The organism is Brytella acorum (genome assembly GCF_029309905.1).
GTDB classification, from domain to species: Bacteria; Pseudomonadota; Alphaproteobacteria; order Acetobacterales; family Acetobacteraceae; genus Brytella; species Brytella acorum.
The window spans coordinates 1-12,436 of sequence record NZ_JARBJP010000015.1 but is presented as its reverse complement, the minus strand read 5'-3'; the positions used below and the strand labels follow the sequence as shown (position 1 = coordinate 12,436).

The following is a 12,436-nucleotide window of genomic DNA, read 5'->3' as shown; positions in this document are numbered from 1 at the left end:
ATCGCGAGCGGCACTCATCGTTTCAAGGATATGGTCGAAAGAAACAGTGGCGCTCACGCGCCAGCCTCCCTGCGGAAGCGCCAGACCGGGATACCCATCTGTTTGGCCTTGTCGGCCAGATTGTCCTGAATGCCCGATCCCGGAAACACCATGACACCGACGGGCAGCACTTTCAGCAGAGCGTCGTTGCGCCTGAACGGGGCGGCCTTGCCGTGCCGGTTCCAGTCCGGCTTGAAAGCGATCTGCGCGACCTCGCGATGATCGGCCCAGCGGGAAGCGATGAATTCCGCTCCTTTCGGCGAACCGCCGTGCAGCAGCACCATGTCAGGGTGCTTCTCTCGCACCTTGTCGAGACGGTTCCAGATCAGGTGATGATCCTCGTAATCGAGCCCGCCGGTGACCGCGACCTTTGGTCCGGGAGGCACGAGCAGTTCGGTTTCGGCCTTGCGGCGGGCGTTGAGGAAATCGCGGCTGTCGATCATCGATGCCGTCAGGGTGCTGCGGCTGACCAGCGAACCAGAACGCGGTCGCCAGGGCGACATGGTCAGGCGCTCGAACTGGTCGCAGGCGAGGTCGCGGAAGATCTCGTAAGCGTTGCGTCGCTCCAGCAGGGTCAAGCCCTCGGCGATAAGGCGTTCCAGTTCCACGGAGCGAATCTCGCTGCCATCCTGTTCCTGCTGGCTGCGTTTCTGTGCCGCCTCGTTGCGATCCAGATCGCGCTCCACCTGCCCGACCATGCGGTGAAAGACGTTGACCGTGGACCAGAGCAGCGGTTCGAGATCGGGTTCCAGCCTTGTGTCGGTCAGCGTGGCGGACAGGGCGTCGAAGATATCGGCAACCGCACCCTCGATCTGGCTGGCGTCAGGCAAGGGCCTCGGGTCCGGCTCGTCCTCGAAGGGACGGTGGCCATAAAGCTGGAGTTCCGCCAGCACATGGGCGGTGGAAGAGGTGGCGTGTGCGGGTTCGAAATCGTCCTGTGTGCGGGTCATGGGTCTGTCCTCCGGTCTTGGCCGCGCCCCTCGCGGCCTTTCCGGGGGCGGAAAGCGGCAGACGAAGGCCGGGCCGGAACCGCGCAACGCGCGGCCGGAACGCAGTGGAGGATGGTAGGGAGCCGGCTATTTTGTTTCGCGATGCAAAGCGCAGCACGCGCGGCGGAAAATAGCCGGCTCCGCCATTGCAGGCCCGGCCTGGCTGACGCCCGCTCCCCTCCAGAAAAGGCCGCGGGCGCGCCCCATCCGGAAACAGGACAGCCCCGCACCACACCGGAAAGAAGATAACCCGCACACCCCCTTCCCGGCCCGCCTCAGTGCGTGAACGAATGCAGGAACTGCGCCACGTCCTGCGGGGCAAGCTGGGGATGCAGGATCGCCCGCATCGCCCCGCGCCCGAGATAGCGCAGATCATCGTTGAAATCCGCCAGACGCGGTGACAGCACGAGGCAGTCGATCCCGGCCTCCTGCGTCCGGGCCATCAGGGTCGCCGCCGCATGGTCTCCGGCCGGGTCGTCATCGCGCATCACGTAGAGGCGGCGCAACGTAGGCGGAAATGTCATGGCGGCGAGATGGGCCGAGGACAGGCACGCGGCCAGCGGCAGATCGGGCATGACGTCGTGGAGCGAGAGCACCGTCTCGATCCCCTCGCCTGCCGCCAGAACGTCGGACACCGTGCCAAAGCGCACGGCATTACCGCGCAGGTCGCCCATGGCCCGGCGAGGCATTTCGACAGGCGCCTTGCCGCGTCCATCGCGCGCCAGCCAGGTGCGATGCACACCGGTCACACGGCCTTCGAGATCGGCGACAGCGGCGATCATGGCAGGCCAGGTCTCGGTCGGGCTGTCAGCATCGGCGCGATAATAGCAGTCCGGGTGGAAACGCAGCGACGACAGGTCCGTCAGGCGGGTGAGATCACGATGGCGCAGCCAGGTTTCCGCCTGCGTCCCGGCAATCGGGCGGGACATGGCCCAGAGCCTTCGTGCCGCATCAGCGGTTCCTGATGCCTGCGGGGAAGCGTCATGCCGCCCGAACGCATCGGAACGACCGCGATCAGAGGTCGGTCGTGGCTGTGGTTGCGGCAGGCAGAGAAAGCGCCGGGCCTCGTCGGCGACATCACGAAAATCCAGCAGCCCGAGGCTTTCGCGGATGATGTCGAGCAGATCGCCATGCTGCCCTGTCGCGCCATCCGTCCATTTTCCCGCACGGCCCCGGCCGTCCGGTGCCCCATGCAGACGGACATAGAGCGACCGTCCCGGCGTGTTATGAACGTCGCCGACCAGCCAGTAATTGCCATGCCGTCGCCCGGCCGAGAGGTAATGGCGACACACCGCTTCGGCGTTCTCGGCCAGCCTGCGGGCCAGATCGCCAGCGTCCCATGCGTGCGCGTCTGTCATTGCACCCTCCCTGCAGGCTTGAAGACGCCATAATTCCCCCGTAACGGCAGGAGCAGCGGGTTTCGGCCCGACAGATAACGAAGGATAGTCCCATGAAGATTGCCGATCTGGTCGATCATATCGCCACCACCACCGACACGAGCAAGACCGATACCCGCAAGGTGCTGGACGCGCTGATCGAGACCATGACCGCTGCTGCCAAAGCGGGTGACGAAATCACCCTGCCGAACTTCGGCAAGTTCAAGATGAAAGAAGTCGCCGCTCGTGAAGGCCGCAACCCGGCCACGGGCGCGACCATCCAGATCGCGGCCTCGCGCAAGCTGGCCTTCACGCCTGCCAAGGCGCTCAAGGACAGCCTGAACGACTGACCTGCCGACAGGCAAAAGGCGGCGGACCTCGTCCGCCGCCCCTTCCCCATCATGCCGGTTTCTGATGATGGGCGCGTTCATCCGACCTTCTCCATCAGTTTGCGCGCCCTGCCCTCCAGATCGAGCCGTGTGTCCTGGTTGGTCTTCGTCCGCGCCAGCGCCGTAATCCCCTGCACGAAATCAAACACGCTCTCGGGCTTGCGCCCTTCCTCGTTCAACACCGTCTCGATGATTTTCGCGGTTTCCGGTTTTGAGAACCCGCGACGACGCAGGAACGTTTCACGATCATCATCGTTCTTCGCCACCAGAGCGCGACGCGAGGCCTGAATGCCCGAGATGAACGAGGCCGGACTGGCCGTGGCGAAACTCCGGAGCGCCGGCGTGGCCTGGTGCACGAAACGGGATGCTGCAAACTTACTATGCCGGATCGTGATCTGTTCGAAATTTTCCACACCCCACAGCATGCGGTTCTGGCATACTCCACGCAGATAGAATGACGCGATGCCGAGGCTTTTGCTGCCGACCTCGCTGTTCCAGGCATAGAAGCCCCGGAAATAGAGATCAGGATCGCCATTGGGCAAACGTCCTGCCTCGATCGGATGCATATCATCGACCAGAAACAAGAACACGTCCCTGTCTGACGCATACAGCGTCGTGGTTTCCTTGGTGATATCGACGTAAGGATTGTGGGTCATGGTCGCCCAGTCGATGACACCCGGCACCTTCCAGTTGGTATCGCCCGTACCATCGCCCGCGATCTTGCGCACCGCGCCCACCAGTTCGTGGTCCCAGATGCGGCCGTAATCGGGACCGGTTACGGCGCGCAGCTCGACGCGCCCGTCTTCGGTTTCCAGCGTTTTCACCAGCTCAGCCCGATGCGACAGCAGGCCATGCTGCAGGTTGATCGCCGCGAGTGGCGCTGGAAGATTGCGCAGGTAGGACGAGGGTGCGCCGACAAGGCTGCACATCTGGCCGAACGACCAGTGTGTGGGTGCGATCGGCTCATTCTGCCCCGGCACGGTCAGGGTGAGACGTTCGGCTTTGTCGCGGCTGGCCTCGACGCGGATGGCACGGCTTTCCACCGTGCGGGCCGTGGCGCGCTCGGCACGGGCAAGTGTGGCGGCGTGCAAATCGGACAGGGACAGGTAACGCTCGTCATCGGGGCGCGAGAACCACTCCGAAGACACGCGGGCATTGCGGCCGCCACGGGAGGGATCGATCCGGAAGCCACCGGACGCGGCGCCACGGGACGCAGGGGGCAGGATGGTGGTCGTGGTCATGGAAAACTCTCCTCTATGCCGGTTATTCGGCACAAAAGGCGAAGCCGCCCTCTCCCTCTTTCCGGGGCGCCGGACATGAAAAAAGCGGCTTCCGGGCACCGGAAGCCGCTGTCTCAAAGTTCCAAACCTCATAAAGGCTACTCGGCAGCGATAGCGTCCATCGTTGCCGTTTCAACCGGCACCTGCTCTGCGCCTCCTGCCGTGCGCAACGTCTCAGACAGCCAGCCCGAACCATCAAGCAGTCGCTCGGCCTCGCGGGCCATGTCGGGCTTCTTCAGATGCGCAATGCGCTCGACCGCCTCATCGCCGCGCGCTTCCCGCACCGCCTGCAGGATACGCGTCTTAGTCACCCGGCCGAGATAGTTCTCGACGGTCGGCTGCCAGCCCGCCTCCACCAGATCAAGGCTAAGGGCCGATGCCAGGCGGTCTGCCCGTTTGAGGCGCTCGGTCACGCTGCGCTGGGACACCGCGCCATAGGAGGGCATGCGCTCATAAAGCGCGTTAACGCCGAAGGACAGGCAATGGGCCAGCAGGGCGATGCGGCTGGTATCATCAAGCCCGGCAATCCAGCGCCACAGCGCATCCTCGTCCTCAGGCAGATCGTGCTTCCAGCCCTCGTTACGCTGACGCAGCGCATGGGCTGGCACACTGCCCGGCATGTCAGGTGAATGAACGGGCAGCGGGATTTCCCGGACATAGGCTTCAAGGCAGTCAGCCCCCGGTGTCTGCCAGTAAACATCGCGTACCAGTGTGTGCAGGAATTCGGTCAGGGCGATGTGCGGATTGCTGGCAAAGGCATCCCGCAGGGCCAGCGTGCGCCAGGCCGTCAGTTCGGTGAGAAGCCGGTCAGGCAGTGGTTTGATCCCGTCTTCTTCCTCGGGCTCAACGTCGGGAGAAGTGCTATCTCCCCCTCTGCCCCCGTCACCGCCATCATCAGCAAGACGTTCATCCCGCCCATTATACGCAGCATGATCGGTCTCTTCGGGCTCGGTCGGCATGTCCTCGGGCAGCACGAAGCCCCGCTCCACCTGCAATGTGCCATCGCTGGCGAGGCTGACGAAAGCGCCTGCCCGCGCCATGTCGGCAGGATCGAACGCCAGAGGTCGTTCCTCCAGGACAAGGATGGCCTGTTCGATCCCGCCCAGCCTTGCATCCACCTCGTCTGGATATTCATCGGCCTGGGCATATTCGGCCTCGATGGTTTCCTGCTCCGCACGCAGGACTTCGAGACGGGCGGCTTCCTCGTCGGAGAGCGACACTTCCGTGCCATCAATTTCCGCGAACTGCCGTGTGTGCCCCCACGGTAATGACAGGGCCGTCTCCACCCATTTCCAGCCCTCGGCACGAATATCTTCGGCGGCAGCGTGCAGTTTTTCCATGACCAGCCGGTCCAGAATGGCCGGATCCTGCAGCCAGCCCCCGTCGTCTGCCTCGAACAGGTCGCGCATGATGTGGCCACCGGCCGTGACATAGGCGTCCAGCCCGACGAAGCGGGCGCGCGCGTCCGATGCCCGGACGGTCTTTTCCGTCAGCATGCGGCGGATGACGTAGGGCTCGCGGTTATGGCTCTGGGACACGATCTCCCAGACCTGTTCCTGGCGGACATGATCATCGCTGATGGAAAAGGCCATCAACTGTTCCAGCCGCATCCCGTCCTGCTCATAGATTTCAAGCAACCTGTCGGACACGGTCATCAGCCGCAGACGCTGTTTAACCACGGCCGGTGCGACGAAGAACGCTGCTGCGATTTCCTCCTCGGACATGCCCTTCTCCAGCATGTCACGAAAGGCCCGGAACTGGTCCAGCGGATGCAGGGCCAGCCGCTGGACGTTCTCGGCCAGAGAGTCCTCCTCGGCGAGAATGGCCGACCCGGCCTCGCGCACCACGCAGGGCACCGGGGCGGTCTTCGCCAGTTTCTTCTGCTTCACCAGCAGTTCGAGCGCGCGAAAGCGCCGTCCGCCGGCTGGGACTTCGTAAGTGCCGGTCTCGGCCCCTTCGCCATCAAGCATGGGACGGACATTCAGGCTCTGCAGCAGCCCGCGGCGCTCGATGTCGCGGGCGAGTTCCTCAATCGACAGGCCGGACTTCACGCGTCGCACGTTGGACTGGGACAGCACCAGCCGGTTGAACGGGATGTCGCGGGACGAACTCAGGCTGATTTTGGGAATAGCGGTCGCCATGGCGAAAAGCTCCATGACGGGCGGACAGGAGACTCTCCCCTACCCTCTCAACCCGTCACGAAAATTCGCGCAGCCCTCTGACTCTGGTGTTCACACCGAAACAACCCCCCACCCACTTTTCCGGTAGGATAAGGTCAACAACCATCCGTGCTATGTGCGCAAAGGCGACAGAAAGCGTAAAGCACAGGTAAACGACCTGTAGTTAAAACAGTCCAATAAGTAGTCTACGACCCCAGAGCCAATTTGCCTTAGCCTCTCAAAAGGAAGATAAAAACATCGAATTCTTCGAAGTCAATCTTCTATTTCAAACAAAAATCCGAAAAAATTTTCCATCAGCGAATATACTCTTTGGCATAAAATACCGATATCCGTCTATTTTCCGTGCATAGGGTTGAATGCATCCGTTTCGACTTAAATATCCCCCCCCTCACCACTTATGTTCTCTGCTGTATTCATTTCAGTGATGCCGTTCAGCGAACTGTCAGCTTCATCTGGTATGATATCGGACATGTCGCAGTTTTTTTCACGTGTTAATACATACAGGCAGCATAATTTTATGTGTGATCGTGATGTTTATTATCTGGGTTCGCGCTCCAGATCAAAAAAAATGAGAAAAAATATAAAACATACATATATATATTATATCTTATTTATTTTACTTTCCCCTATTCTACTTTCAGAAGCGAAAGCAGAAAATATTACGTTCGCCCAAGCTGTTGAAGCAGCGTGGGCTGCCGATCCCAGTCGGACTGAACTGAATACAAACTATCGCTCAGCAGCAGCAAGAGCAGAAGCAGCCGGTTCCTGGTTTGCCGGCGGCCCAACTGTCTCGGGTCAGTATTTCGATGATCATGCCATAGGCAGCAACGAAGGATACACAACCTACCAGGGTGGTGTGTCTGTTCCTTTTTGGCTTCCTGGACAAGGTAGCGCAACTGTGGGAGTTGCCAGAGCAGAAGCGCTTACCATCCAGGAACGGCTGCATGTGGCGCGAATGGCGGTGGCCATGAGAGTTCTGGATACATCAGCCAACGTCGTTATGGCTCAGCGCCGACTGGCAATCGCACGCATCCAGAAAGACACACTGGAAAAAATCCGGGCCTCAGTAATCCATGGGAAGCACATCGGGGAGATGACTCTTGCCGATCAGCAGATCATCGCTTCTGAAATCGCAAATGCAGCCAATGAATATTCCCAGTCTGAAGAGCAGGTCGAGACAGCGACCTCAGCGCTTCGTATCTTGCTGGGTCGCCCGGCCGTCCCCGATATCCTCTCATTTGACAATGTGGCGTTAGCGCATCACGGACTCTTCTCTGCCGAAGCCCTCGAAAATAATGATCCTCGCGTCAGCGCCGCCCGTCAGGCCGTGCATACAGCAGAAGCTGGCGTGCATCTCGCCAAAACCTCTTTCATGCCGAACCCTGAAGTTGGCGTAGCTGCAGTTCACGAAAAACAGTATGGCAGCCCGTGGGACGACCGCGTGGGGGTAACAGTTTCCATCCCGCTTCCCAGCGATGTCCGCAACGTTCCCATGGAAGCGGACGCCCGCAACAAGCTGGCAGCGGCTATCAGTCAGGAGCAGCAGGCTCGCCGCAATGTCAGGCAGGAACTTGCTCAGGTTTTTTCTCATCTGACGGCCACGAAAGATATGTTCAGAAATTCTGTTCTGTCCGCTGAGAATATGAACAGGCGCGCAAATGAGATGAATCGATCATGGCAGGTCGGTGAGACATCATTGGTCGAACTGTTACGAGCCAGATCCGCTGCCAGCAGTGCTTTGCAGCTCCGCAATCAGGCGGAAGTTGCCTGGCACGCTGCCATCATACGAACATTGATCGCCGCAGGAGAATTCCAGTGACTATTTCATCTGCCTCCATGAAAGACTGGAAATATTTACTCTGTGTCATGATTATTTTTCGCATTACTGAGCCGCCTGCACGAGCCGCCGGCAGTGCGCCGACTGTCGTAATGGGAGAGGCGGCGCAGAAGAATTCTGCTCTGGTAATCTCGATCGCAAGGAGTGGTACACTCGCAAAAAATCTGGATGCAATGGGAACCGTCACAGCCGAGGCGGGGCATGTCGTCCGTATTCACCCAGCAGGGTCCGGTAAAGTTCTGAATGTTGCTGCGGTACCTGGTCAGCATGTGCATAAAGGAGAGACGCTTCTTACCTATCAGGATCATTCATTACATCTGGTCCGCCTTGAAATGACAAGAGCACAGGCGGCACTGACGACAGCGTATGCGGCCTCTCAGAATGCAGCGTCAGCCTACCACCGGGGGCATGAACTGGAAGGAACAACAGTTGCAGCAGGAGAGACCAGGCGTCGCCTGGCCATATTCCAGGCAGCAAAAGACGATGTTATAGCCCGACAGGCTGATGTAGATACGCTGAAGCATCAACTTGAAGAAGAATACAACTCCGTTACGGAATCAGATAAAGCCCAGACCAGTCCGCTGGACGAGACATCGTCAATCATTGCCCCGACCACAGCAGAAGTACAGAGTGTGTTCGTTGGCGTTGCTGACGACATTTCCCCTGCGACGGAACTGATAGGCCTGACAGACATGTCATCGGTATGGATTGTTTCTGACATCCTGCCTCAGGATGCCGCTCAGGTGGTCCAGGGCGGCGAGCAGACCACCGAACTCACATCGGACACAGGGACGACATTACTGAAATCGAAAATAACTTCGGTAGGGAGCATGGCGGATCCGGTCACAGGCCTCGTCCGCGTCATAAGCACGGCCCCCAATCCAGATGGCAGTCTTCATCCAGGCATGTTTCTCAATACCCATCTGCCAACACGCGAAAAGACGGCAGGCATCATTGTGCCGGAGAACGCTGTCACAGAAATCAACGGCGTAAGCACTGTATTTGTGCCGGTGAGTCCAAACCGGTTTCGGCCACAGGAAGTGCATGTTGGTGCTACGGGCAATGGACAGAAAGTCATTACCTCTGGCCTCTCCGCAGGTGAGCGGATCGTAACGCAAGGCGCATTCGCCCTGAAGGCGGTGATGCTGGTGTCAGATATGAATGATGGAGACTGAGAGCGTCATGCGTAGCGTTCTCTCCGCCCTGCAGACCCGACGCTGGCTAGTCCTTGGGGTAATCTTCCTGACATTCATCGCCGGGTGTATGATCGTGCGTGGCCTTCCCGTGGAAGCCGTGCCCGACATTTCGCCCCGGCAGGTGCTCGTTTCCGTTGTTGCTCCCGGCCTCGCTACGGAAGAAGTCGAACGGCTGATCACCTTTCCGATCGAGGCCAGTATGGCCGGCATCCCGGAGATGACAGATCTACGGTCGGTCTCCCGTTCAGGAGTCTCGGTCGTTTACATCCAGTTCGCGGATGAGACGGACATCAATCTTGACCGTGCTCGTGTGGAAGAACGGATTCAGCAGGCCAGAGGCATGATATCTGTGCCGGGAGTCAGTGTGAATATCGGGCCACTCGCTACAGGGCTTGGTGAAATCATGCAGTTGCAGATCAAAGGCGACGGTTATTCGCTGATGGATCTGAACCGTCTGATGACATGGACTGTCGCACCGCAGTTGAAACTGGTTCCGGGCGTCGTGGACGTGAACGTGAACGGTGGTGCCGAACAGACATTTCAGGTCGCTCTCGATCAGGCCCGCCTTATGGCACTGGGTGTGTCAGTTGATGACGTCTTCCGGGCGGTGGATGGCAATAACTCCGCATCAGGAGGTGGATGGATTGAGCATGGTGAAGAACAGCAGATCGTTGTCGGACGCGGCCTGATCGGTTCACTTGATGACTTTGGGTCCATTCCCGTCCGGGCCAACACTAACGGTTCCGCCATTTTCCTGCGGGATGTCGGGCACATTTCCATGGGACCGAGAACACGACTGGGTGCCGTCACCCGTGATGGTCAGGGCGAGGTTGTCATTGGCGTCATCATGATGCGCATGGGAGCGAGTTCCGACACCACCTTAGCCGCCATCGAAGCAGCACTTCCCGGCATTCGTCAATCTCTTCCTAAAGGTGTGACGCTTGACTCTTATTACGTGCGTTCAACGCTGACAGACAGCACCATCAGGACCGTGAAAGAAAATCTTGTCGTTGGAGCACTCCTGGTCATCAGTGTTCTGATCGTGGTGATCGGTGACTGGCGGGCGTCACTGGTCATCGCGTCAGTCATCCCGTTTGCGCTCGTCTGTGCAATGGCTGGCATGCGATGGTTCGGAATTTCCGCCAATCTACTCAGTCTTGGCGCCATCGATTTCGGCATGATCGTCGATAGTTCTCTCGTCGTGGTCGAAAATCTCATGACCCATCGCGCTTGTGACCGGGCCAGTGGGCAGAATACACCGCTGGCTTCCCTCGCAGTCTCAGCGGCAACCGAAGTACTCCGTCCCGTAAGTTTCGGTATTCTTGTCATTGTGATGGTCTACCTGCCGATCCTGACATTGCAGGATATCGAGGGCAAAATGTTCCGCCCCATGGCGCAGACGGTCATCATGGCGCTGTTGGCCTCTCTGCTCTATTGTATTGTCGGGATACCGGTGATTGCGGCTTTGGCGATGAGGTCTGCAAGCCATCATGACGATACCCGTCTGGTTGCTTTTCTTCGTCGTGGTTATGGTCCCATGCTGAACTGGTGTGAAAACCGACCACGGACCCTGTTTGGCACAACTTTCACGATTTTTGCTTTTTCTGTCTATATCGGTCTGCATCTGGGTGGGGAGTTCATTCCATCTCTGGACGAGGGTGCCCTGACTGTGACAACGACGCGACTGCCCGGTATTTCACTGCCCGAGGCTCTGAAGGAAGTCAGCCTTCAGGAGCGTATCCTGCGTCGCTTTCCCGAGGTCACCAGCGTTGTCAGCAATACAGGAACATCAGCCATTCCTACTGATCCGATGGGCGTTAACGAGACAGACAGTTTCATTTTTCTGAAGCCACCATCACAGTGGACCACGGCGCATACGCAGGAGGGGCTCGTTACGGCGATGAGTCAGGTGCTGAGCACTGAACTGCCCGGAATGGGGCAGTCATGGAGCCAGCCCGTGCAGATGCGGATGGATGACCTCCTGTCCGGTGTCAGGACCCAGATTGCCGTTTCGATCTATGGGGATGATCTCGCTACGCTGGCGCGGCTGGGGGACAGGGTAGCGAGTGTCATGAAAACCATTCCCGGTGCGGCTGACGTGGCTCCACAGGGAGACGGCACCGTTTCTTTCATCCATATCGACATTGATCGTCGAAAGGCGGCACGGCTGGGTATTTCCCAGCAGGAACTTCTGAACGTGGTCGAAGCAGTCGGTGGTCATATTGGACGGCCGGTCACAGTTGGTAACGCCCTGATCAGCACGCAGGTCCGTTTCGATCCAGCCCAAGCAGGCACACGTGACCAGATTGCCCGCCTGAGGGTACGCCGCGCCGATGGCCGTGGAGCGGTCCTGCTTTCAGAAATTGCGGAGGTCTCTGTAAAGGACGGTCCTCCCCGCATCAGCCGGGATAATATCCGCCGTCGTCTGATCGTGCAGGCCAATGTTCGTGGGCGAGATCTCAGTTCCTTTGTTGCCGAAGCACAGAAGACAGTCAGCAGAAAAATCACCATGCCTCCCGGTTATCGCATCGTGTGGGCGGGTCAGTTCCAGAACCTGAAGTCAGCCATGGCACGTCTGGGAGTTGTCGTGCCGATTGCATTGGTATTGATTTTTGCCCTGCTTGTCGTTGCGCTGAATTCCGTCTGGCTGGCCGGGCTTGTTTTCGTCAATCTGCCAGTTGCCGCGACAGGTGGCATCCTGGCCCTCGCTCTGCGTGGCCTGCCATTCAGCGTCTCCGCGGGGATCGGTTTTATTGCGCTGTTCGGTGTGGCGGTTCTGAATGGCGTGGTACTCGTCACCGCCATTAATTCCCTGCGCGTGGCAGGCCGGGATGCTGCTCGTGCCGCGTATGAAGCCGCGGAAGAACGTTTCCGGCCGGTCATGGCGACAGCGCTGGTCGCCAGTCTTGGTTTCATTCCCATGGCAGTCTCGACCAGTGCCGGTGCCGAAGTTGAACGCCCTCTGGCGACCGTCGTCATTGGTGGTCTGATCTCCTCGACACTCCTGACATTGCTTGTGCTGCCCTCTCTCTACGCACGTATCATGAAAAATCGCATCGCATGAAAATCCTGATTATCGAAGACGAACCCGCTCTGGGCTCGGCCGTAAGAGACCGCGTCCGCCAGGCCGGACATGTCGTCGACTGGTTC

8 protein-coding genes and 1 pseudogene are annotated in these 12,436 nt (G+C 59.2%); 5 read left to right on the top strand and 4 right to left on the bottom strand.

What is annotated here, in order from left to right:
• Positions 1-53: 53 nt before the first annotated feature.
• Positions 54-989 (bottom strand): DUF2493 domain-containing protein, encoded by a 936-nt coding sequence (locus PWM43_RS14210; RefSeq protein ID WP_289843168.1) that lies wholly within the window; start codon positions 987-989, stop codon positions 54-56.
• Positions 990-1,303: 314 nt separating this feature from the next.
• The gene (locus PWM43_RS14205; protein WP_173574950.1) at positions 1,304-2,386 is read right to left on the bottom strand and encodes a DUF7146 domain-containing protein; all 1,083 of its coding nucleotides are present in this window, start codon (positions 2,384-2,386) and stop codon (positions 1,304-1,306) included.
• 74 nt (positions 2,387-2,460) lie between these two features.
• Between PWM43_RS14205 and PWM43_RS14200 the strand changes: the two genes are divergently transcribed.
• Complete coding sequence (locus PWM43_RS14200) at positions 2,461-2,754, top strand: HU family DNA-binding protein (protein ID WP_173574962.1); 294 nt, start codon at positions 2,461-2,463, stop codon at positions 2,752-2,754.
• A gap of 77 nt (positions 2,755-2,831) precedes the next feature.
• On the opposite strand, the gene PWM43_RS14195 is transcribed toward PWM43_RS14200, so the two are convergent.
• Together PWM43_RS14195 and PWM43_RS14190 are read right to left on the bottom strand one after the other, a co-directional pair.
• Complete coding sequence (locus PWM43_RS14195; RefSeq protein WP_173574951.1) at positions 2,832-4,034, bottom strand: DUF932 domain-containing protein; 1,203 nt, start codon at positions 4,032-4,034, stop codon at positions 2,832-2,834.
• A gap of 137 nt (positions 4,035-4,171) precedes the next feature.
• The gene (locus tag PWM43_RS14190; RefSeq protein WP_173574952.1) at positions 4,172-6,214 is read right to left on the bottom strand and encodes a ParB/RepB/Spo0J family partition protein; all 2,043 of its coding nucleotides are present in this window, start codon (positions 6,212-6,214) and stop codon (positions 4,172-4,174) included.
• Between the two features lie 508 nt (positions 6,215-6,722).
• On the opposite strand from PWM43_RS14190, the gene PWM43_RS14185 reads away from it, so the two are divergent.
• The 4 genes and pseudogenes from PWM43_RS14185 to PWM43_RS15375 all read left to right on the top strand — a co-directional run.
• Positions 6,723-8,072: a TolC family protein gene (locus PWM43_RS14185; protein ID WP_289843167.1), complete on the top strand. Its 1,350-nt coding sequence runs from the start codon at positions 6,723-6,725 to the stop codon at positions 8,070-8,072.
• Positions 8,069-9,265 carry an efflux RND transporter periplasmic adaptor subunit gene (locus tag PWM43_RS14180; RefSeq protein ID WP_289843166.1) on the top strand — a complete coding sequence of 399 codons (1,197 nt, stop codon included), beginning with the start codon at positions 8,069-8,071 and terminating at the stop codon, positions 9,263-9,265. The genes PWM43_RS14185 and PWM43_RS14180 overlap by 4 nt, the downstream gene beginning before the upstream one ends.
• Before the next feature lie 7 nt (positions 9,266-9,272).
• A complete protein-coding gene (locus PWM43_RS14175; protein WP_289843165.1) occupies positions 9,273-12,350 on the top strand; it encodes an efflux RND transporter permease subunit in 3,078 nt (1,025 codons plus the stop codon).
• Positions 12,347-12,436, top strand: a pseudogene (locus tag PWM43_RS15375) (DNA-binding response regulator); the annotation flags it as partial. The gene PWM43_RS14175 and the pseudogene PWM43_RS15375, both read left to right, overlap by 4 nt.

Bases quoted from the DNA above. Each gene is read 5' to 3' on its own strand.
- PWM43_RS14210 (WP_289843168.1), bottom strand. From the start codon at position 989: ATGACCCGCACACAGGACGATTTCGAACCCGCACACGCCACCTCTTCC.
- PWM43_RS14205 (WP_173574950.1), bottom strand. From the start codon at position 2,386: ATGACAGACGCGCACGCATGGGACGCTGGCGATCTGGCCCGCAGGCTG.
- PWM43_RS14195 (WP_173574951.1), bottom strand. From the start codon at position 4,034: ATGACCACGACCACCATCCTGCCCCCTGCGTCCCGTGGCGCCGCGTCC.
- PWM43_RS14190 (WP_173574952.1), bottom strand. From the start codon at position 6,214: ATGGCGACCGCTATTCCCAAAATCAGCCTGAGTTCGTCCCGCGACATC.
- PWM43_RS14185 (WP_289843167.1), top strand. From the start codon at position 6,723: ATGTCGCAGTTTTTTTCACGTGTTAATACATACAGGCAGCATAATTTT.
- PWM43_RS14175 (WP_289843165.1), top strand. From the start codon at position 9,273: ATGCGTAGCGTTCTCTCCGCCCTGCAGACCCGACGCTGGCTAGTCCTT.